We start from the raw sequence: 20,281 nt of genomic DNA, 5'->3' as shown, positions 1-20,281 counted from the left end.
CGTGAGGCCCCATCACACGTATCGGCGCGCATTCCGAGCCTGCGCCAAACAGGCTCGGCCCAAGGCTCCCGCGATCGGGAATCGCGGGAATCCGGTGAGGCCGAAGTCCTCACCGGCGGTAACCCACCCCCTCGAAAGGAGAAAGTCATGTCGTTTTCGACGGCGACCTCGACCGAGAACCTGAGCGCCTGCCCGACAGTGGACGACGGCAAGGTACTCGTCGCCCCGATCTCGTCCTCCTCTTCCGCTGCGGTGACTAGCGCAGAGCAGGAGTAACACCGCGATACCACCGTGTCCCGGCCGCCATGGCCGGGACACGGCCCTTCTCACGCGTTCGGCTGTTCCTGGAGACGAGATTGGATTCGGACAACTCGGCGGTCGCGCGGGCTGCGATCAGCGCCAACTTCTTCCGCGCGGCCAGCCCATGGCTGGACAGCACGGCCTTTCGCACCAACCAGCTCCGCCACGCCCACCTCGGGCTCGCCCGATCGGTCTCACCGGCCGAGGAGTTCCTCTGCGCCACCCGGCTGAGACGCCACGACCGGGAGACGCAACGCTCGGCGGCCGACTACCTCACCCCCGAGGCCACCGAGATGCTGAGCCACACCGACGAGGAGACCGTGCCCGCCTCGCACCGCGTCGACCTGCCGGACTCGGCGCCCGCGCGGATGCCGATCGACCAGGCGATCGCGCTCCGGCGCAGCGTCCGGCTCTTCGACGGCCGATCCGCGACGCTGCCCGAGGTGGCCGCGCTGCTGCGGGCCGCCGGCGCCCACCTCGGCCACCCTCCCGGCAGGCCGCATCGCGCCGTGCCCAGCGGCGGCGGGCTGTACCCCGTCGAGTTGCACATCGCCGCGCGCGACGTGACGGGCATCGGGCCCGGCCTGTATCGGTACGCGCCACGGCTCGACGTCCTCCACCACTACGGCGACGCCGAGGACCTGGCCGCGTTCCTGCGCTGCGGAGTTGAGGAGTTCCCCGAGTTGCTCCGCGTCGACCGGGCGGCGCTGGTGATCCTCCTCGTGGGCCGGCCGTGGCGGTCGATGCGCAAGTACGGTCCCCGGGGACTGCGGTTCGTGCTGCACGAGGTGGGGGCGATGTCGGAGCACATCCACCTCACCGCGACCGCGCTCGGGCTGGGAAGCACGGACTGGTCGACCTACTTCGACGACGAGGCCAACGAGGTCCTCGGCGCCGACGGGCTGCGGACCGCGTTGCTGCACCTGATCATCCTCGGCCGGCCGGAAACCAGTGATTGATCCCGTCGAGTACCCGCCAGCCCGAACTGGAGAAAACAGGCGTGACAGAGGAAGCATCACCGCGAATCAAGCGTTCGTTCTCCATCATCGGGCACTCCCCCGATGTCGTCGAGCTCAGGAACGGCGTGTGGAATTCGACCTCGCACACCATCACCGACGACGCCCGGCGCGGCTGGCTGTTCTCGGTGGTCAGCGCTCTCGACGGGGGGCAGGACCTCGCCGACGTCGCCAAGCGGGAGGGCGTCGGCCCCGAGGAGCTCTCCGCGCTTCTTGAGCGGCTGCGCGCGCTGAACGCGCTGGAGGAGTCCGCCTCCTGCGCCCTCGATCACTACCTCGACCGTTACACCGGCCCGCTGCGCGGCATCCCCACGCCGGTCAGGCCGGTGCGGGTGATCGGTGACCCCGAACTCGCCGCGCGCGTCGCCGAGCTGATCGCGGCCAGCGACCCCGACCTGGTGGTGACGGACGCCAGCGCCGATCCGGCGTTGCGGATGCTGGAGTCCGCCGACTCCGGATGGACCACGCACGGCCTGCGCCTTCAGGAGGTCGTCCAGGAATTCGCCCTCTGGCGGGACGGCATCGTCGTGTGGGCGGGCCCGCAGGCCGACCCGGTGGCCGGCGCCCTGTTCAACCGGGTGGCGCTCGAGGTCGGCATGCCCTGGCTGCACGGCGTGATCGACGGGCCGTTCCTGCTCGTCGGGCCGACCTTCCATCCGGGAGGCGGCCCGTGTTACGCCTGCCTGGAGACGCGCCTCATGATGAACCTCGCCGACAGCAGCGGATACCTCCACTACAAGAACGCGCTCACCCGCGCCGAGGTCTCCGGCGGGCGCTCACCGATCCTGCCCGCGCTGTCCTCGCTGCTGTGCTCCTACCTGGCACTCGAAGCGATCAACCTCGCACGTACCGGCGCCTCCTTCACCAGCGGGAAGATGCTCGGGTTCTACCTGCCGACCTGGGAGACCACGATAAACGAGGTGCTCCAGGTGCCCGGCTGCGCGGCCTGCTCCCCCGTCGCCCAGCGCGACGAGACCGAGCTGTACTTCGAGGCGAAGGAGTGGCTCAATGGCTGACGCCCCGGCGCGCCTCACCCTGCGCACCACGCCGTTCGACACGGCGACCCGCGTGCTGTCGCGCCGGATGGTCAATCCCCTGTGCGGGCTGACGCCGCGGCTGAAGTTCAGCGTCCGCGGCAGAGGCGAGCCGCGGATCGCCATCGCGGGTGCCGAGCTGACCGGCGTGCACATCTTCCACAACGGGCGCCCGCTGCCACCGGAGAGCCATCACCTCGGCGGCGCCGGCGTCCTCCTCGACGAGCCGCTCATCAAGTCCCTCGGCGAATCGGCCGAACGTTACTGCCACTACTCCTTCCCGGCGCAGCACCGCGACCGGATCCGGTTCGCCGGCTACCGCGAGATGGCCGAGCGGGGAAACAGCATCCCGGCTCAGGACAACTGCGTCTTCTTCACGGACACGCAGCTCGAACGGCCCGGCTTCCTGTTCGAGAGGTTCGACCCCGATGCCCCGATGGGCTGGTTGCCCATGCGCTCACTCACCGGCGAGAGCACGTACTGGGCACCGGCCCAGCTCACGATGGTCGGCTACCAGCCACGGCGCAAGGAAGGCGAACCCTGGCTGAACGCCGCCGTCACCACCGGAACCGCAACCCACAGCGACCCCGGCAAGGCACTGCTCAGCGCCATCGAGGAGCTCATCCAGCTCGACTCCGTCATGGGACACTGGCACAGCGACCGGCCCTCCGTCCTGATCCGGCACGACGCGCGGTTGCGTGCCCTCGACAAGCTGATCGAGCGTTACTGGCACAGGGGCGCTCCACCACCGGAGTTCCACCTGCTGCCCAATCCCGACCTCCCCGGCTTCACCATCGCCTGCCTCTACCGCAGCGGCCACACCGCCTCCGTCCCGGTCGCCGCCGGTCTGGGCAGTGACCTGCGACTCCCCTACGCCATGTACAAGGCGTTGCTCGAAGCCATCGCCGTGTTCCGCTACGCGACCTGGATGGCGGCCAAACGGACCACCGACGGCGCCGTCCACACATCCGGCAAGGACGACTTCTTCGACCTGGCCGACAATGTCGCCTACTACACCGAGCCGGCCAACGCGGCGATCGTGGAGCGCCGATTCGCCGTGCACACCCAGGCCTCGGCCGGTGACCTGCCCCCAGACGTCACCGCCGACACCCGTGCCTGTGCCGCCCACCTGGTCGACGCGTTCGCCACGACCGGCAAACATCTCGGCTACCTCGACATCACCACACCGGACGTCCGCCGGCTCGGCCTCACCGTCTGCCGCGTGTGGTCACCGGACACCCTCAGTCTGTGCCTGCCCAGCGCACCCCAGCCTCTTCACCCCCGTTTCGCCGCCTACGGCGGTGCCGTCAACCCCGAACCTCACCCCTATCCCTGACACACCACGGGCCATCCGAACCACGACCGGCCCCTGCTCGGCCGCCTGTTCGCTCCCACTCGGGCGTCCGGGCAGGGGTTCCGCTCCCTGGCGCGGGCGTACGCGTCGCGACGCGCCAGGGAGCTCGTGTGCCGGATCCCGGATGGACGCGCGCCCGTCAGGCGGAGAACCCTAGACTTGATCATTTCCAGCGCACGCCAAAGCTTCCGTGGCCGCCGCCCGGAGCGCGGCGCACGCTCATGCGGGACGGACAAGGACGACGTTCCTGGGTACGGCGCGGTGCCCACGGCGTGTGCTCACGGCGTGTTCACCCGGTCGGTGCCCACGGCATGTTCACGCGGTCATCCGGGCAGCACATTGATGTCGCCGGAACCCGCGTTCATCACGACCTTGTGCGGAGAACTCGCGTCGTTCCGCACGGAAACCTTTTTGTCGCCCGAGTTCACCTGGGTCTTCACGTCGTACGGCCCGTCAGGAAGATAGACGGTGGCAATGCCCGAGCCGGTCCTCATTTCGACGCTGTCAGGGACGACGGTGTACTTCAGCTCGGCGTCGCCCGATCCGGTCTTGGTGAAGACCTTCTTTCCCGCCAGGCCAGCGCCGTTCACGTCGCCGGATCCGGTGGAGGCGTTGATCGGCCCCGTCAGGGAGTTGAGCGTGATGTCGCCAGAACCGGCCTTCAGCTCCACCTGCATCCCTTTGGGGACCTCGATCTTGTAGTCGACTCTGCAACTGCCCCAGCTCCCCGGGCAGTCGTAGGACGCGGACAGCGTGTCGCCATCGACCTTGTGGTCGGTCTTGGGCCTCTCGTCGCTCCATCGGAGCATCTCGACGACCTGGATGGCGCTGCCGCCGGTCTCGGTGATCACGATGTCGCCGGACCGGGTCGTGACGTTCACCGTGGCCACCTTGTCCGTGATCTGGTAGGTCGCGGTGTCCCGCTGGACGGAGGCGTTGATGTTCCCCAGCCCGCATCCCGTCAGGAGCGCCGCAAGGGCCAGCATGCCTCCCGCCATCACCATTTTCTTCACATCATGATCCTCGCAAAGGCACGGCAGGCATACATCGGGGATCGCCCCTGATGGAACCTCGGGGGAACCCCGAAGGCATCGTCCAGGACGAACGACTACGGCTCATGGAAGCTCTGCCCGGACATCGGTCCTGGCCAGGCCCGGAGGGGAGGCCAAGGATCAGGGTTGTCCCTCCGCGCTCACTTGCCCGCTTGGCTCAGGGGGAGGACCGGTGCTCCCGCAGGGGATGAACCGGCGTCGCGTCAGGCCGGGGAAAAGGCCGAGCTCACCCGGGTGAACCGGCATTGGCGTCAGTCCTGGGAAAGGGCCGAGAGCACCTCGCGGGCGATGAGCCGGTGCCCGGTGGCTCCGGGATGGTCGCCGTCGTCGGCGAGGAGGGCGGTGTCGTCCCCGGCTCCGCTCTCGCCCTTGAACGGCGTGTACAGGTCGACGTACCGCACCCCCGCGGCCTCGGCCGACGCGGCGAGCGTGTCGTTCACCGCGCGCGTGAGACTGTCGCTGTTGGTGACGTACCTGTCCCCCTCGGCCCGTGCCATGGCGCCGTCCATGAAGACGTTCCAGTAGCCGGTCACGAGGATCCGGCTTCCCCGCCGTGTCTGCAGCACGCGCAGCTTGGCCAGGATGGCGTCCATGTTGGCGCGTAGCCGTACCAGATCGTCCTTGTAACAGGCCATGCTGATGCTCGGCCCGCAGTCGTCATCCTTGATGGTGCTGCTGTCGAAGTCGTTGGCGCCGATCGTGATGATCGTCAGATTGGCGGAGACCAGGGTCTTCCGCGCGGAGTCGTCCTCGAGCTGGTCGAGCAGCCCCTGGGTGGTGAGCCCGGAGGCGGCGAGGTTCTCGGTGACGACGTCCGTACCCTGCCGCGCGGCCAGGGCCTCGCCGATCAGCGAGACGTAGGTGCTGCAGTCACACGCAGACCCGGCCGGCACCGAGTCGCCCAGCCCGACCACCGTCCTCACCGTTGCGGGAGCGTGCGACGGGGCTCTCCCCGGACTGACGGCGAGCGGAGCGGACGGGCTCGCGGCGAAGGCCCTGGCGTGCGCGACGGTCACATGGGCCACCATTCCGGTCTCCATCACCGCGGTGCCCGGGAGGTCGAGGGTGAGACCCAGGACCATGATCACGAGCAGGAGGGCCGCCCGCATGCGGAACCGTGCTCGGCGCGCGATTCTCGCAGCCCGCCGAGGATGTCGATCATCTATGGTCATGTCACTCTTGTGAAGAGGAGACATCCGGCTATAGTGCACCATTTCCGTTGGCGAGCGGTAAAACCGCCATGGCTAACGGGAGCCGACACCTCGACCGCCGGACGAGAGCGCACCCCTGCCACAGGTCACGAGTGGAGCAGGCGAGGGGCGCCCAGCTCTTTGGAGATCCACTTTATGGCCACGGGAAGCATCGAACTCCATATGCCGTAGTTGTGGCCGCCGGTGGGAAGGATGGATGAGAAGACCCGGGTCGGGGCACGAACGACGTCACGCAGCCGGGTGACGTCCAGTGCCGTGTCCGAGTCCTGACGGGTGCCCATCACCAGCAGCGACACCTTCGGACGGTGTTTGCCCAGCACCTGTAACAGATCGTTGGCCTTCAGAAGCGCGGGCGACCGCGTGACGGCCGGTGCGGTCGGCGTGAAGTATCCGGACAGGCTGACGGCGGCGGCGTACTGCCCGGAGTGCTGGACGGCGAGTTTGACGGCGCAGAAACCGCCCTCCGAGTACCCCATCGCCGCCCAGCCCGCCCCGTCCTTGCGCGCGTGGAAATTGGCGGTCACCATGTCGCGGACGTCTTCCGCCGCCCAGGTCTCCGCTGCGGGACCGCCGGGGATGTCGGTGCAGTCGGTGTCGAGACCCGGCGCCAGTTGCATGGTGGGGGCCACGAGGATGGCGGGCTCCACCTCGCCCCTCGCCATCTCCTGTCTGAGGAGCCCGGTGATGTTGAGCAGGGTGAACCAGTTGTGGACGGGGCCGGGATAACCGGGCAGCAGCTCGATCGTCGGGAACAGCCTGTGCTTGTAGGCGGGCTGGCCGTACTGCGGCGGCAACCACACGTACACATCGGCCTTGATGCGCGTCCGCGGCCCGCTGTAGTGGACGACCCGCACTCCGTCCTGACCGAACGGGACGGATCGCAGACCTCTCGGGCCTCGGAGCCCGTACACGGGCTCCGGACCCGCCGGAGTGAGTGGCGCGAGGGCTCCCACGCCACTGCTGGGACTGGAACCGACCAGATCGTCCCAGGTCGCGTAGAACTCGAACTGGTCGTTGACGACGACCGCGACGGTAAGCACCGCGCATGCCTGGCAGGTGAGGACCAGTGCGGCCCGCCGTACCGCCTGCCAGAGGACCGGCCCGCGCAACCTCCCGCCCAACCACACGGAGGCGACCGTCACCGCGACCGTCAGCACGACCGCCCCGACGAGAAGCGGCATCCCGAGAAGGCCCATCACAGCCTCACAGTGTCTTGGCCCGTCCCAGCAGAGCATTGCCGAGATGCCGCGCACGCTACTCCAGCCCCTGTCAAATTCTCCTAAGCAGCCGCGTCCCAGGGAAAGGGGATCCGTGTCTCCCACGGGCCCGCCCAGCCGTCCGCCGATGCCGTGAACTCGACTATCGGTCTGTCCCGGACACGGCCCTCGCGATCATGACTCCTGGTGCGCCACCGGGCATCCGCCGGTCAGCTTGCCAAGGAGGTCATTAGGGTTGTAGTAGTGCTCGACCTCAAGAAGCCTGAGGTCGTCGGTCACCTTGGCGACGCTGACACCGTACATTTCAATCGTCTGGCCACTGGGCGCGAAGCCGTGGTATTCCCCCTCGGACACGCCCCAGTGACGCCATTTGAAAGTAACGGTCGGTGGCGGACTGAGCACTTCGAGTACTTCCCAGAAGAAGCCGCCGGGAAGCGCTTTGTGGAACACGTGATGCGAGGATTCAAAGGTCTCCTGCTCACTCCGGTAGAAGACGCTCTCGCCGATCAGGATGTTGTAGCTGCCGATCTCGGCGATATCCGCCGCGGTCGCCCACGGGCCACCGTTGACGTTGGTCCTGAAGTGTTCGGTGACCATCGAGACCCAGGTCGCCGGATCCTTCTTGTGTGAGACCTCCATCTCGAAGACCTGCACGATCCGCTCGACCACGGCCTCCAACGAGTCCGGCTCGAAATGGTGTGTCCGCTGCTGCGGCATGACCACGTGCGAGAGGTGATAGTCGGGTGCGCCTTCGCGCCATTCCTGCGGATCCGCGGCGGTGACGACGGCTGAACGGCCCTGAAGCCACAGCGGGGTTTCGGACAAGACGATTCCACTCTTTCGAAGAAGTGGTGACAGAAAAAATCAAGCTGACAAATCGTTGTCGAAACGGCGTGATCCGTCAAGCGTTCCCCGAAAATCCCATGTCACCTCGCGGAACTCCGGCCGGCGAAACGATGCCGGGCGGGCTCGATTCCGAGAATGCTGTCAAACGATTCGGACGCGACCTTTCCTGTGCGCGGCCGATCCGTTTCATCCCAGGGCGGTCCCGAGCACTTCCCGCGCCTCGGTCAGGGAAGGGCCGTACCAGGTCAGGTGCCTGCCGCTGACCAGTGCGGCCGGTGTCCCGGGGAAGAATCCTGGCCCGTCCTCGGCGGTGAAACGGTAGGGCTCGTCGGGAAGGACCACGAGGTCGGCACCCGCCGCCAGCAGGTCGGGCAGGGAGACCTTCGGGTAGCGCTCCGGGTGACCGGCGTAGAGGTTGTGGACGCCGAGTCTGCGCAGCAGGTCACCCGCGAAGGTGTCGCGCCCCAGGACCATCCAGGGTTTGCGCCAGATGGGGATCACCGCCCGTCGCGCAGCGGTGACCGGCGGAGTCCGCCAGGCCCGTTCCGCGGCGGCGAGCCAGTCCGGCTCGGGCAGGCCGCAGGCCACCGTGAGCATCCGGCGTAGGGAGGCGAAGGCCTCGTCCAATGTGCGGATCCTCGTCACCCAGACCGGCACCCCGGCGGACCGCAGCGCCTCCAGGTCGGCCGGGCGGTTCTCCTCCTCGTTGGCCAGCACCAGGTCAGGGCGCAGATCGGCGATCGCGGCCAGGGCGGGGTTCTTGGTGCCGCCGAGCCGCCGCACCGGCAGCCCCGCCGGGTGGGTGCACCAGTCGGTCGCGCCGACCAACAGCTCCGGAGCGCACTCGGCGAGCGACTCGGTGAGCGACGGCACGAGGGACACCACTCGGCGTACGGCACCGCGCGTCCCGAGGGGAACGCCGAGATCGTCGAGTGTCATGGGAATCCTCCGGTCCCGCGCTCACTGATCGGCGACGAACCTCGCCCGCAGCAGCGTCATGGTACGGCGGTAGGCGGCTTCCTCTGCCGGGCTCAGGACGATGTCCTCGGCCGATCCGGCGGTGACAAGGCGCGCACGCAGCACCTCGGCGTCGGGGGTTCCGGCCAGTTCCACAAGTCCGGCGAGCTGGGTGGCGAGCCTCGCGACGCGGATCACCAGTTCCTCGGGGGACATGCTGATGTGGCCCTGGCGCAGGCCCCTGCCGACGACCTCGGGCGCATACGGGTCACCGAGCAGGCGTGCCACCGCCGAGAGAGTGGCGATGTCGGCCTGGTCGACACTCACCAGATGCAGCGGCGGATACCGATAGCCGTCGTCGGCCAACAGGTGGCCGGTACGCCCGATCTCGGCGATGCCTCCCCGGGAGTACGGCAGGACATCCCAGATTCGATGCAGCGCGTCATCGGCGACACGGTCCGCCAAGGGCGCGGGCAACTCCCCCGGCGCGATCTCACCGTCCTGCTCCCAGATGACATAGGTGACCAGGAGCTCCTCAAGCGAGAACAAGACGCTGAGAAAATCACGGTCCAGGTCGGGCATCAGCGTGGTGCACGGGCTCATGACACCATCCAGTCCGTACTCGACGTGCCGGACGGACATGTCCGGCACGCTGATCGGTTCCCACCGGGGGGCCGTCATGGGTACTCCCGAGACACCCCTTCCGGTGACCTGGCCAGCGTAGTCATCCCTTGCCCATGTCATCAGCCGAACCGCGCAACCGCTCCTTCCGCGGCCTCGTCCGGCCAGGCGCCCTTGCGCCTCTTCCCCGCGCTCACTCGGCCGGACGCACATCGCCGGGTACTCGGCCGCCGGTGGCCCATGACCCGCCGTCGGCCGAACCCGTGAGTTGCTCGCCATGGTGTTCCTACACATCACCCCCCGGCCTCACCGGCCTGCCCCAGCCGAGCACGTCACAGGTCCAGCCCGCGCTGCGCCAGCGGTCCAGGTCGAGACCGGAGCGGCCGTCGACCAGCCTCGGCGCCCGTACCCGCCCGATGAGGTCGCCCGGATCCACGTGGGCGAACTCCTCCCATTCGGTCAGGTGCAGCAGCACGTCCACGCTGTCGGCCGCCGCGGCCGCCGAGTCCGCGTACTCCAGCTCGGGGAACGCCTTCCTGGCGTTGTCCATGGCGCGCGGGTCGTAGACGACGACGTCGGCGCCCTTCCTGTGCAGCGCCACCGCGACGGCCAGTGCCGGGGAGTCACGGATGTCGTCGGTGCCCGGCTTGAACGCCGCGCCCCACACCCCGATCCTGCGCCCGACCGCCGTCACGCCGCAGGCCCGTTCGGCCAGCTCGACCGTGCGCGCGCGGCGGCGGTCGTTGATACCGTCGACCTCGCGCAGGAAGGCCAGCGCCCGCCCGGCGCCGAGCTCGTTCGCGCGGGCCACGAAGGCCCTGATGTCCTTCGGCAGGCAGCCGCCGCCGAAGCCGAGGCCGGGCCGCAGGAACTGCCCGCCGATGCGCGAGTCGTACGCGAGCGCGTCCGCCAGTTGCCAGACGTCGGCGCCCGCCGCCTCACAGACCTCCGCCATGGCGTTGATGAAGGAGATCTTGGTGGCCAGGAAGGAGTTCGCCGCGGTCTTGATGAGCTCCGCGGTGGCCAGGTCGGTCTCCACGACGGGGATGCCGTCCGCGATGAGCCGCACGTACACCTCGCGCAGCGCGGCCACCGACCGCTCGTCGCCGTCGGCCCGCCCGAAGACCAGCCGGTCGGGGCGCAGGGTGTCCTCGACCGCGTGGCCCTCCCTGAGGAACTCCGGGCTCCACGCGAGCACGGCCTCCTCACCCGCCGGGGCCAGGTCGCGTATCAGGCCGGTCAGCAGCGCCGAGGTGCCGACCGGCACCGTCGACTTGCCGACCAGCACGCACGGCCGCCGCAGATGGGGGGCGAGGCTGGACACGGCCGATTCGAGTTGCCGCAGATCGGCCCGGCCGTCGGGGTGCTGCGGGGTGCCGACGGCCAGGAAGTGCAGTTCCCCGAACTCGGCCGCCTCGGCGTAGGAGTCGGTGAACCGCAGCCGCCCGGCGCGGATGTTGCGGTCCAGCATCGGCGCGAGGCCGGGCTCGAAGAAGGGCAGCCTGCCCTCCGCCAGCGCCGCGACCTTCTCGGAATCGGTGTCCAGGCCGAGCACCTCGTGCCCGAGGTCGGCCATGCACGTGGCGTGGGTTGCGCCGAGATAGCCGCACCCGATGACGGTGATCCTCACCAACGTCTCCTCATTGTGAAGTCCACGCGAACTCAGTTGGCGGCGAGCAGCACGGCGACTATGGACAGCACGAAGCCGAGCACGATGTCGAGCGTCCGCCACTGGTGCCAGCGGATCCAGCGCTCACGCGCCGCGATCAGCTGGTCGGTGTCCTCGCCGTCCACGACGGTCATCACGGAGCCGGAGTCACCTGACGGCGGCACGTCGCCCGCGAGGACGGCGACCCGACGCGCGATCGCCTTGTTGATGCGCACATTGACCAGTTCGGACATCAGTGCCAGTGCGATGTTGTGCATCAGCGCGAGCACGCGCAGCATGCGCACCACGCCGTCCTGTGGCATGAACAGCAGGATGAGCGTCGCCCCGCCGGTGATGATGTTGATCGCGGGCATGTACCGCTCGATGCTGCGATCGAGCGAGACGTGCAGCCGCATCCATTCAGGAACGGGCAGTTGCCGGAAGGTCGGGCAGACCCCGTAGAGCACCATGAGCAGCGCGCCGGCCTGGATACCACTGCCCAGCAGGCCGAGGAAGGTGAGCAGCGAGCTCCACATCGTCGGTTCCCCTCATGAGGTGAGATGGATCAACCGCAGGGCACCGATCTCGGACATGCGCCGCTCGGCGAGCCGGTCGGCCGCGGCGGCCGGGGTGCCACCCTCAGCCGCGGCGCCGCTCAGGATCGCCCGTGTGGTGTCGAAGATCCCGGCCACCCTGGCCTTCGCCCTGTCGAACTGGAAACCGCCGATCTCGTCGGCGACCTGGATCAGCCCGCCCGCGTTGGCCACGTAGTCGGGGACGTACAGGATCCCGCGGTCCGACAGGAGCTTCTGCACCCGGTCGGCGGCGAGCTGGTTGTTCGCGCCGCCACAGACGATCCCGGCGCGCAGCTCGGGGACGGTCGTCTCGTCGAGGCACCCGCCCAGCGCGCACGGGGCGTAGACGTCCATGTCCTCGCGGCGCAACACGTGCTCGTCGGCCACGACCTCCACCTGCGGGTACCTCGCCAGTACGGCGTTCACCGCGACGGGGTTCGGGTCGGAGAGCACCACCGAGGCCCCGGCCTCGACGAGATGGCCGACCAGCCGGCCGCCCACCTTGCCGACGCCCTCGACGCCGACCCGCCTGCCCGCCAGGTTCGGCTCGCCCCAGGCGTGTTCGGCCGCGGCCAGCATCGCCTGGAGCACGCCGTACGACGTGAGCTCGGAGGAGTCTCCGGCCCCGCCCGTGGCACGGCTGCGCCCGGTGACGTGCCGCGACTCACGGGCCACCAGGTCCATGTCCTCCGCGGTCGTGCCGATGTCGCACGCGGTCACGTACCGGCCGCCCAGCGACTCGACGAACCTGCCGTACGCGCGCAGCAGTGACTCCGACTTCAGCCGCGCCGGGTCGCCGATGATGACCGCCTTGCCACCGCCCAGGTCCAGGCCCGCGGCGGCGCTCTTGTACGCCATCGCCCTGGACAGCCGGAGCACGTCGGTGAGCGCGGCGTCCTCGTTCGGATAGGGATAGAACCGGGTCCCGCCGAGCGCGGGGCCGAGAGCCGTCGAGTAGATCGCGATGATCGCCCGCAGCCCGCTGCTCTCGTCCTGGCAGAACACCACCTGCTCGTGGCCGCTCCGCCGGTCGAACACCCTCTCGGCGCCGAGGTCCGGCAATGGCACCGTCATCACTTCAGCCATGGATGTCTCTCCTCACAACTCCTTGGGGCCGCCAGGGCCGGCGAGAACCAGCGCGCTGTTGAAGCCGCCGACGCCGCGTGCGACGACCAGCGCCGTGCGCAGGCGGGCCGGCCGTACCGGTTCGACCACGAAGTTCAGGCCGTGCCCGGCCGACGCAGGATCGAGATTCACGGTCGGGGGCACGATGCCGTTGGCCAGCGCCAGCGCGGCCCACGCCACGTCCAGGGGCGGGCCGCCGGAGTAGAGCCTGCCGACCATGGTCTTGGGCGCGGTGACCGGCACCTCGCCCGCGCGGTCGCCGAACACCTCTTGCAGGGCGCGCACCTCGGCGGCGTCGGCCGACGGGTCGGCCGCGGCGTCCGCGAAGACCACGTCGATGTCATCGGGGGTCAGCCCCGACCGCCGGATCGCCTCGGACATCGCCCTGGCCAGCTGGCGGCCGTCCGGGGCGGGGTCGTGGTAGTGGTGCGCGTCGTGGGTGGCCGCGTGCCCGAGCACCTCCGCGTAGACGGAGGCGGAGCGGGCCCTCGCGGCCGCGATCTCCTCGACCACCAGCACCGCGCCGCCCTCGCCGGGAACGTAACCGGCGCTGGCCGGGTCGAACGGGCGGTAGCCACGAGTCGGGTCGTCCGTCGTGCTGAACTTGCCCAGGTCGTTCTGGCACACCAGCGCGTACGGCGTCAGCGGCGCCTCGGTGCCGCCGACCACGACCGCGGTACCGCCGCGCTCGATGTTCCTGCGCGCCTGGGCGACGACGTCGAGGCCACCCGCGGCGTCGGCGACGACGACGCCGCAGCTGCCCTTCAGCCCGTGCCGGATGGAGATCTGCCCGGTGCTGGCCGCGTAGAACCACGCGATGGACTGGTAGGCGCTGACCGCGGACGGGTGCCGCGACCACAACGCCTCGATCTCCCGCTGGCCGAACTCGTTGCCGCCGGAGGCGCTCGCGGTCACCACGGACACCGAGTAGGGGTCCATGGCGGCCAGGTCCAGCTCCGAGTCCGTGAGCGCGAGGCCCGCCGCCGCGAGCGCGAACCAGCTCCAGCGGTCGGTCTGCACGAGGAACTTGTTGCTGATGTGCTCGGCCGCGTCGAAGCCCTCGACCTGGCCGGCAAGCCGGATCGGTGAGGTGTCCGGATAACGGGTGAACGGGGAGATCCGGCACTGTCCGGCCAGGCTCGTCTTCCAGTGCTCGCCCACGCCGATCCCGGTCGGCGCGACCACCCCGATTCCGGTGATCACCGCACGACGCGATTCGTCACCGATGGCACTGATCGGCATTCACAGCTCCTTCAGCCGGGAGAAGACCATCGCGGACTGGAACCCGCCGAACCCGCTGCCCACGGACAGCACGTGGTCGACGTGCGCCTCGCGGGCGACCAGCGGCGTGTAGTCGAGGTCGCACTCGGGGTCGCGGATGGTGAGGTTGGCCGTCGGCGGGATCGCGTCGCGGTCGATGACCAGCGCGCAGGCGGCCATCTCCAGCGCGCCGATCGCGCCGAGTGAGTGCCCGATCATCGACTTGATCGAGCTGATCGGGATCCGGCGGGCCGCCCCGTTCAGGCTCCGCTTGAACGCGCCCGTCTCGTGCCGGTCGTTCTGCTTGGTGCCCGAGCCGTGCGCGTTGATGTACCCGATGTCGTCCGGGTTGACCCGGGCCTGCGCCATCGCCTCGTCGATGGCCCGGCTCAGCTCGACGCCGTCGGGGTGCAGGCCGGTCATGTGGTAGGCGTTGGCGTGGTTGGCGTATCCGGTGACCTCGCAGTAGACGCGGGCGCCCCTGCGGCGGGCGTGCTCGAGTTCCTCGAGCACGAGCACCGCGCAGCCCTCGCCCATCACGAAGCCCTGCCGCTCCGCGTCGAAGGGGCGGGAGGCGCCCTCGGGGTCGTCGTTACGGGGGCTCGTCGCACGGATCGCGTCGAAGCAGGCGTAGGAGATCGGGGAGATCGGCGACTCGGAGCCGCCGCAGATCATCACATCGGCGTCCCCCTGCTCGATCTGCTGGGCGGCGAGCCCGATGGCGTCGATCCCCGAGGTGCAGCCGGTCGAGACGACCGCCGCGGGACCGTGCGCCCCGTGCTTGATCGCGACCTCGGTGGCGATGGCCGACGGCACGAAGACCGAGTACATGAAGGGCATCGCGTACCGTCCGTCCACCTCCCACCGGCGCCCGTGGTCGCTCAGCACGACGTACTCCTCCTCCAGCCGCATGGTGGCGCCGACCGCGCTGCCGAGGGAGACCCCGACGCGGTCGCCGTCCCTCGCGGTGGCGTCCAGGCCCGCGTCCGCGAGCGCCTCCGTGCTCGCCACGAGCGCGAACTGCCCGTACCTGTCGTTGCGGCGGATCTCCTGTGGCGTCAGTCCGGCTACGACGGGGTCGAAGTCGGCCTCGGCGGCGACCTGTGAGCGGTACTCGGAGGCGTCGAAGAACGTCACCCTCCGGGTGGCGGGCCTCCCGCTGATGATCCTGGCCCAGAAGTCCTCGCGGGTGTTGCCACCGGGAGCGACAGCGCCGATCCCGGTGACGACGACCCTTCTCGCAGGGCTCATACCGTGGCTCCCGCCTGCCACTCGGCCAGCGTCTCGGTGTCCACGTGACCGAGGTCGGGCCGCGGCGCGAGCGGGCTGAGGAAGAAGACCACCCGCACCGGGGCGTCCGACTCGTTGACGATGCGGTGCCGGGCGTTCTTGGGCACGAACACCGCCTGGTCGGCGCGCACCGTCTGGCGCTGCTCGCCGAGGTCGACCCGCAGCTCGCCCTGGACCACGTGGATGAACTCCTCGGAGTACGGGTGGTAGTGCTCGGTGATCACCTCACCGGGCTCAAGCAGGACGGTCCCCGAGAACCCGCATCCGGTGCCGACGGTCGCCGGGGACAGCAGCGTGCGCAGGTCCGCGCCGCGCCTGCGGTTGGCCGGCACGTCGTTGACGCCGACCACCCGGGAACGCCGGGCCTCGACCGCCTCCTTGACGGCCTTCATCTGGATGACCGTGTTGCGGTCGAGCCGCTCGCGCATGCCCTCGTCGTCGATCGGCGCCTGCGGCTTCATGGTGAAGTCCTGCTCCCAGCGCATCCTGGTGCGCTCCTCCTCGACCTGCTCGTACTCCCAGCGCAGGTTCATGTACTCGAAGAACCCGGTCTCGACCCGCCGGGCCCGTACGGTCCAGTTGGCGCGGTCGAGCTCGCGCAGCGAGACCCAGGACCAGACGTTGCCCTTCTCGTCGGGGTGCATCGTCAGCCGGAAGGTGACCGACTCCGGAGACTCCTCCAGCACCTCGGTCGCGGCGTACTCGGTGAACAGGTTGGGCCAGGAGCGGACATCGTTGGTGACGGCCCAGACGAAGTCGATCGGGGCGTCGACGACGATCTCGTTCGAGGTGTGTGCGGGCATCGGCGCGCTCACCGCCCAGCCGTGGCGGAGGTCTCAGCCAGGACGATTTGCCGAATGGCGTTGGGGGTGACATCCGCGGTGGTCTGCTCCTCGGCGTCAACCCCGGTGCGCTCCTGCAGCTTGGCGGCGAACTCGGCGCGCGCGAGCGAGTCCAGTCCCAGGTCCTCGAAGGTCTGGTCGAAGTCCGCGGCGGTGATGTCGCGTTCGGCGCCGACCGCCAGGAGCAGGTTGATCAGGTCGTGGTCGGAAACAGGGGAGGTCATTAGTGTTTCTCCTTTTGCCGGAATCATGAGATCGGTCGGAGTGGTGGAAACGGTGAGGTTCATGGGCTGCGGGGACGCCGTCCCGGCCGCCTGGCTCAGCGGCCCCCGGGCGGGCCGAAGGTCATGCCTTCCGCGAGGTAGCGCATGTCCTGCGGGGCCTCGGTGGCGATCCACCCCATCATGTCTTTGAGCATCTGCTTGGTCGGGGTGATGAACCGCGTGTCCCGCTCCCGGAAGCCGAAGCTGGGCGCGACGAACTCGGCGCCGGCGATGCGCCCCATGAGCTCGCGGCCCGCCGTCGCGGCGTCGAGCGTGCCCGCGTCCACCTGGTCGCACAACCGGACCATGTGGTCGAACAGCTCGCGGTAATCGGCCTGGTCCGGCCACCACAGGCCGACGTTCGGCACGTCCTCCATCGCGGAGAACACGCTGTCGTCGCGGGTCTGCTCGAACGTGTCGATGAGCCGCTCAAGGCGCAGGTTGCCCGGCACACCGCCGTACGCCCACACCCGGTACACGGCGTTCCACAGCTCATAGTTGTCGAAGGAGACGAACGAGCTGTTCACCATGTTGTCGTTGAAGTCGAGGAGACCCTGCTCCAACTTCTCGACGAAGCCGAACCGCTCCTCGGAGAAGTCGTCGTCCTTGAGCGCCGCGAGCAGCCGCCAGGAAAGCGAGTTGATGACCTCCGCGGTGTTGGAGATTCCGCGGGAGAAGAGCGGGTCGAGGAAACCGGCGGCGTGCGACATGAGACACCAGCGGTGCCCGACCGTCCGCGACGACGAGTACTGCAGCCGGTCGGTCGAAACCCATTCCCGTACGGCCCTGGCATCGGTGAAGATCCGCTCGACGGCCGGGAACCTGGCGGCGTGGCGCGCGAACTCCTCGCCCGGAGTGAGGTCGGGGTCCTTCGGGTAGAGCCGCTCGTCGAAGGTGAGCCCGACGCTGACGAGCTGGTTGCGGGAACGCGGCTCGTTGTTGAAGGGGATGACCCAGAACCATCCCCTGGTGAACATGTGGTGCATGGTCCCCTGGAACCACGGCACCGGGGGCATCTCCTCCAGCGGAATGCGCAGGCACTCGTCGGTGGTCTTCACCCCGACCATGTGGGTGAACAGCGACCGGGAGTGGTGCTTGAACCGGGCGGGCTGCTCCCGCAGCGCGAGCTTCTGGGCCAGCGGCGAGCGGAAGCCGCTGGCGTCGACCAGGTAGCGCCCGGTGTAGCGCCTGCCGTCCTGCCCGACGACGGTGACCTGGTCCTCGCCCAGCTCGACGTCGGTCACCCGGTAGCCCTGACGGGCCGCGCAGCCGTACCGCACCGCCGCGTAGAACAGGTAGGCGTCGCTGTCCTGCCGGAACAGGTGGCTCGACTGGTTGAGCTTGGCCGGCGCGTTGAACTGGTTCACCTCAAGCGGGTTGGGCTCCTGGCCCTCGTGATGGACCATGAACCCGAAGTGCCGCTTGATGCCGTTGGACGTGCCGATCTCCTCCAGGCAGCTCTCGTAGGAGGTGAGCATCTCCAGCTCGGGCACCCCGTACCGGCGGGCCAGGAGCTTGAAGAGGACCAGGGTGTGCGGGGTGGTCGACTCGCCGACCGCGAAGCGCGGATGGGTCGCGGCGTCGATCAGCAACACCGACGCCCCGTTTCTGGCGAGAATCGCACCGAGCGTCGACCCGGCGATTCCCGACCCCAGAATGATCACATCGAATTCGGTGCCGTACTTTCCAGATTGACCGGACATCGGCCCTCCCTGTTCACGAGAAAGAAACTACGGTCAGGCGGCGGTGACTTTCTTCCACCGCCGGCCTGAAATGCGGGGTGGTCTTCAGGACCAGAACCACCGGTCCTACGGGACGAGAGGCTCATTCCAAGGGGCGCAGACCAGGTGCACCACGGCGTCGGTGTTATCGGCCAGCAGGGCGGCCATCCGCCTGGTCCTCCACCGCTCCAGCGACAGACGGCCGGTCCTGCCGCAGTCGTGGACCAGCACGACGTCCGCGTCCACGGCCCGGACCAGCGACAGCATGTCCCTCGGCGGGTGGTACACCGGGACCATGGACCATCGGACGTCCATCTCGAACAGCAGCTCCGACAGCTCGGTGGTCATCTCCAGCTCGTAGTCGAACCACAGCTCCGTGTACGGCAGGGCCATCAGGGACGCGCTCGCCAGGTCCGGCTGCGGCATGATCAGGGCGAACGTCAGGCGGCTCTCCGCCGCCATGGCGTACGCCGCCGCGGCCCGTACCGTACCGTCGCACCGGCCACGCAGGGGCAGGACGACCACGACGACGCCGCCGCCGCGGTGAACCGGAACCGGCCAGGTCCGTTCTGGACTGCTCACGCCGGCGGCTCCGCCCTGGCCGCGAGGAACTCGTCCACGAACACGGTCGAGTGCCTGCCGGCCAGGAACGCGGGCTGGGCCAGCAGCTCACGGACGAGCGGGATGGTGGTGGCCACCTGCTCGCTGCCCACCTGGAACTCCTCCAGCGCGCGGGTGAGCCTGGCGATCGCCTCCTTGCGCGTCGGCGCCCACACGATCACCTTGGCCAGCAGGGAGTCGTAGTGGGCGGCGACGGTGTCGCCCTCGGCGAACCCGGAGTCCACCCGGGTGAACGGCCCTGCGGGCGGACGGAACACCGTCAGCGGCCCCGGGGTCGGTCGGAAGCCCCGCACCGGGTCCTCCGCGTTCACCCGGCACTCGATCGCGACGCCGCGCACCGTGACATCCTGCTGGGTCCAGGAGAGCCGTTCCCCGGCGGCGACCCGGATCTGCTCGGTCACGATGTCCACACCGGTGGCCATCTCGGTCGCCGGGTGCTCGACCTGGATGCGGCCGTTGATCTCCATGAAGGTCAGCCGGCCCTCCTCGTCGGCCAGGAACTCCACCGTCCCCGCGCCGAGGTAGTCCACGGCGCGGGCGGCGGTCACGGCGTACTCGCCGAGCCAGGCCCGCTGGTGTTCGGACAGTCTCGGCGACGGCGTCTCCTCGACCAGCTTCTGCTTGCGCCGCTGCAGGGAGCAGTCGCGCTCGCCCAGGTGCAGCGCGGTGCCGTACCCGTCGCACAGGATCTGCGCCTCGACGTGGGCCGCCGAGGGGAGGTAGCGCTCCAGGTAGACGCTCGGATCCCCGAACAGGGCCTGCGCCGTCGCCCTGGTCTCGCGGAAGACCGCGGACAGGTCCGCCGCCTCTCGCACCACCGCGATGCCCCGGCCGCCGCCGCCGGCCGCGGCCTTGACCACCAGCGGGAAGCCGATCTCCGCGGCGATCTCCCTGGCCTCCGCGGCGGTGCCGACCGAGCCGTCGGACCCCGGCAGCACGGGGAGTCCCGCGTCGGCCATCAGCCCGCGGACCGTCGCCTTGTCGGCGATCCGGTGCATCACCTCAGGCGTCGGGCCGATGAAGGTGATGCCGTTGTCCCGGCAGATCTCGGCGAAGTCGGCGTCCTCGGACAGGAACCCGTAGCCCGGGTGGATCGCGTCGGCCCCGCACTTCAGCGCCGCCTCGATGATGTTGGGGATGTTGAGGTAGCTCTGCTTGACCGGCGGCGGCCCGATGTGAACGGTCTCGTCCGCGTACCGGACCGCGGCGGACCGCGAGTCGGCGGTCGAGTAGACGGCGACGCTGGGCACGCCCAGCTCCCGGCAGGCGCGGGCAACGCGCAGCGCGATCTCGCCCCGGTTGGCGATCAGGATCTTACGGAACATGTC

General features: G+C 69.3%; 20 protein-coding genes. 4 read left to right on the top strand and 16 right to left on the bottom strand.

The window, feature by feature from the left end; translation table 11 throughout:
* The first annotated feature begins 147 nt into the window (after window positions 1-147).
* The 4 genes from AB0395_RS29000 to AB0395_RS28985 all read left to right on the top strand — a co-directional run bounded on the left by AB0395_RS29000 (window position 148) and on the right by AB0395_RS28985 (window position 3,686).
* Complete coding sequence (locus AB0395_RS29000; protein WP_366286336.1) at window positions 148-276, top strand: hypothetical protein; 129 nt, start codon at window positions 148-150, stop codon at window positions 274-276.
* Between the two features lie 80 nt (window positions 277-356).
* Complete coding sequence (locus tag AB0395_RS28995) at window positions 357-1,259, top strand: SagB/ThcOx family dehydrogenase (protein ID WP_366286334.1); 903 nt, start codon at window positions 357-359, stop codon at window positions 1,257-1,259.
* Window positions 1,260-1,300: 41 nt separating this feature from the next.
* Complete coding sequence (locus AB0395_RS28990) at window positions 1,301-2,332, top strand: TOMM precursor leader peptide-binding protein (RefSeq protein ID WP_366286331.1); 1,032 nt, start codon at window positions 1,301-1,303, stop codon at window positions 2,330-2,332.
* Entirely contained in the window at window positions 2,325-3,686 is a 1,362-nt protein-coding gene (locus AB0395_RS28985; protein WP_366286329.1) for a YcaO-like family protein, read from the top strand. The genes AB0395_RS28990 and AB0395_RS28985 overlap by 8 nt, the downstream gene beginning before the upstream one ends.
* Window positions 3,687-4,027: 341 nt before the next feature.
* On the opposite strand, the gene AB0395_RS28980 is transcribed toward AB0395_RS28985, so the two are convergent.
* The 16 genes from AB0395_RS28980 to AB0395_RS28905 form a co-directional block, all read right to left on the bottom strand.
* Complete coding sequence (locus AB0395_RS28980; RefSeq protein WP_366286426.1) at window positions 4,028-4,708, bottom strand: DUF4097 family beta strand repeat-containing protein; 681 nt, start codon at window positions 4,706-4,708, stop codon at window positions 4,028-4,030.
* 299 nt (window positions 4,709-5,007) lie between these two features.
* Entirely contained in the window at window positions 5,008-5,865 is an 858-nt protein-coding gene (locus tag AB0395_RS28975; protein ID WP_366286326.1) for an SGNH/GDSL hydrolase family protein, read from the bottom strand.
* Between the two features lie 188 nt (window positions 5,866-6,053).
* Window positions 6,054-7,163, bottom strand: a complete 1,110-nt coding sequence (locus AB0395_RS28970) for an alpha/beta hydrolase-fold protein (RefSeq protein WP_366286423.1) — start codon at window positions 7,161-7,163, stop codon at window positions 6,054-6,056.
* A 195-nt stretch (window positions 7,164-7,358) separates the two neighbouring features.
* Window positions 7,359-8,009 carry a hypothetical protein gene (locus tag AB0395_RS28965; protein WP_366286323.1) on the bottom strand — a complete coding sequence of 217 codons (651 nt, stop codon included), beginning with the start codon at window positions 8,007-8,009 and terminating at the stop codon, window positions 7,359-7,361.
* 207 nt (window positions 8,010-8,216) lie between these two features.
* A complete protein-coding gene (locus AB0395_RS28960; RefSeq protein ID WP_366286321.1) occupies window positions 8,217-8,969 on the bottom strand; it encodes a helical backbone metal receptor in 753 nt (250 codons plus the stop codon).
* 21 nt (window positions 8,970-8,990) lie between these two features.
* A complete protein-coding gene (locus tag AB0395_RS28955; protein ID WP_366286319.1) occupies window positions 8,991-9,668 on the bottom strand; it encodes a hypothetical protein in 678 nt (225 codons plus the stop codon).
* A 226-nt stretch (window positions 9,669-9,894) separates the two neighbouring features.
* Entirely contained in the window at window positions 9,895-11,238 is a 1,344-nt protein-coding gene (locus AB0395_RS28950) for a UDP-glucose/GDP-mannose dehydrogenase family protein (protein WP_366286316.1), read from the bottom strand.
* Window positions 11,239-11,270: 32 nt separating this feature from the next.
* The gene (locus AB0395_RS28945) at window positions 11,271-11,792 is read right to left on the bottom strand and encodes a DUF1772 domain-containing protein (protein ID WP_366286315.1); all 522 of its coding nucleotides are present in this window, start codon (window positions 11,790-11,792) and stop codon (window positions 11,271-11,273) included.
* A 12-nt stretch (window positions 11,793-11,804) separates the two neighbouring features.
* Window positions 11,805-12,917 (bottom strand): Glu/Leu/Phe/Val dehydrogenase dimerization domain-containing protein, encoded by a 1,113-nt coding sequence (locus AB0395_RS28940; protein WP_366286312.1) that lies wholly within the window; start codon window positions 12,915-12,917, stop codon window positions 11,805-11,807.
* 12 nt (window positions 12,918-12,929) lie between these two features.
* A complete protein-coding gene (locus AB0395_RS28935) occupies window positions 12,930-14,198 on the bottom strand; it encodes a beta-ketoacyl synthase N-terminal-like domain-containing protein (RefSeq protein WP_366286309.1) in 1,269 nt (422 codons plus the stop codon).
* Entirely contained in the window at window positions 14,199-15,467 is a 1,269-nt protein-coding gene (locus AB0395_RS28930; RefSeq protein ID WP_366286306.1) for a beta-ketoacyl-[acyl-carrier-protein] synthase family protein, read from the bottom strand. It abuts the gene before it with no gap.
* Complete coding sequence (locus AB0395_RS28925) at window positions 15,464-16,309, bottom strand: cupin domain-containing protein (RefSeq protein WP_366286304.1); 846 nt, start codon at window positions 16,307-16,309, stop codon at window positions 15,464-15,466. The genes AB0395_RS28930 and AB0395_RS28925 overlap by 4 nt, the downstream gene beginning before the upstream one ends.
* A gap of 8 nt (window positions 16,310-16,317) precedes the next feature.
* A complete protein-coding gene (locus AB0395_RS28920) occupies window positions 16,318-16,572 on the bottom strand; it encodes an acyl carrier protein (protein ID WP_366286301.1) in 255 nt (84 codons plus the stop codon).
* Window positions 16,573-16,667: 95 nt separating this feature from the next.
* Window positions 16,668-18,314, bottom strand: a complete 1,647-nt coding sequence (locus AB0395_RS28915; protein ID WP_366286299.1) for a tryptophan 7-halogenase — start codon at window positions 18,312-18,314, stop codon at window positions 16,668-16,670.
* 105 nt (window positions 18,315-18,419) lie between these two features.
* On the bottom strand, window positions 18,420-18,914 hold the full coding sequence (locus tag AB0395_RS28910) for a hypothetical protein (RefSeq protein ID WP_366286298.1): 495 nt from the start codon (window positions 18,912-18,914) through the stop codon (window positions 18,420-18,422).
* The gene (locus AB0395_RS28905; RefSeq protein WP_366286296.1) at window positions 18,911-20,278 is read right to left on the bottom strand and encodes an acetyl-CoA carboxylase biotin carboxylase subunit; all 1,368 of its coding nucleotides are present in this window, start codon (window positions 20,276-20,278) and stop codon (window positions 18,911-18,913) included. The genes AB0395_RS28910 and AB0395_RS28905 overlap by 4 nt, the downstream gene beginning before the upstream one ends.
* Window positions 20,279-20,281: the final 3 nt, after the last annotated feature.

It is taken from the genome of Streptosporangium sp. NPDC051023, from assembly GCF_040689595.1.
Classification (GTDB): domain Bacteria; phylum Actinomycetota; class Actinomycetes; order Streptosporangiales; family Streptosporangiaceae; genus Streptosporangium.
The sequence above is the reverse complement of the archived record's forward strand: the minus strand, read 5'-3'. Positions and strand labels throughout refer to the sequence as shown.

What these genes read in the sequence shown, in the direction of transcription:
- AB0395_RS28935 (WP_366286309.1), bottom strand. Translation starts at nt 14,198, where the DNA reads ATGCCGATCAGTGCCATCGGTGACGAATCGCGTCGTGCGGTGATCACC.
- AB0395_RS28925 (WP_366286304.1), bottom strand. Translation starts at nt 16,309, where the DNA reads ATGCCCGCACACACCTCGAACGAGATCGTCGTCGACGCCCCGATCGAC.
- AB0395_RS28955 (WP_366286319.1), bottom strand. Translation starts at nt 9,668, where the DNA reads ATGACGGCCCCCCGGTGGGAACCGATCAGCGTGCCGGACATGTCCGTC.
- AB0395_RS28920 (WP_366286301.1), bottom strand. Translation starts at nt 16,572, where the DNA reads ATGACCTCCCCTGTTTCCGACCACGACCTGATCAACCTGCTCCTGGCG.
- AB0395_RS28985 (WP_366286329.1), top strand. Translation starts at nt 2,325, where the DNA reads ATGGCTGACGCCCCGGCGCGCCTCACCCTGCGCACCACGCCGTTCGAC.
- AB0395_RS28940 (WP_366286312.1), bottom strand. Translation starts at nt 12,917, where the DNA reads ATGGCTGAAGTGATGACGGTGCCATTGCCGGACCTCGGCGCCGAGAGG.
- AB0395_RS29000 (WP_366286336.1), top strand. Translation starts at nt 148, where the DNA reads ATGTCGTTTTCGACGGCGACCTCGACCGAGAACCTGAGCGCCTGCCCG.
- AB0395_RS28930 (WP_366286306.1), bottom strand. Translation starts at nt 15,467, where the DNA reads ATGAGCCCTGCGAGAAGGGTCGTCGTCACCGGGATCGGCGCTGTCGCT.
- AB0395_RS28915 (WP_366286299.1), bottom strand. Translation starts at nt 18,314, where the DNA reads ATGTCCGGTCAATCTGGAAAGTACGGCACCGAATTCGATGTGATCATT.
- AB0395_RS28980 (WP_366286426.1), bottom strand. Translation starts at nt 4,708, where the DNA reads ATGGTGATGGCGGGAGGCATGCTGGCCCTTGCGGCGCTCCTGACGGGA.
- AB0395_RS28975 (WP_366286326.1), bottom strand. Translation starts at nt 5,865, where the DNA reads ATGCGGGCGGCCCTCCTGCTCGTGATCATGGTCCTGGGTCTCACCCTC.
- AB0395_RS28945 (WP_366286315.1), bottom strand. Translation starts at nt 11,792, where the DNA reads ATGTGGAGCTCGCTGCTCACCTTCCTCGGCCTGCTGGGCAGTGGTATC.
- AB0395_RS28960 (WP_366286321.1), bottom strand. Translation starts at nt 8,969, where the DNA reads ATGACACTCGACGATCTCGGCGTTCCCCTCGGGACGCGCGGTGCCGTA.
- AB0395_RS28905 (WP_366286296.1), bottom strand. Translation starts at nt 20,278, where the DNA reads ATGTTCCGTAAGATCCTGATCGCCAACCGGGGCGAGATCGCGCTGCGC.
- AB0395_RS28970 (WP_366286423.1), bottom strand. Translation starts at nt 7,163, where the DNA reads ATGGGCCTTCTCGGGATGCCGCTTCTCGTCGGGGCGGTCGTGCTGACG.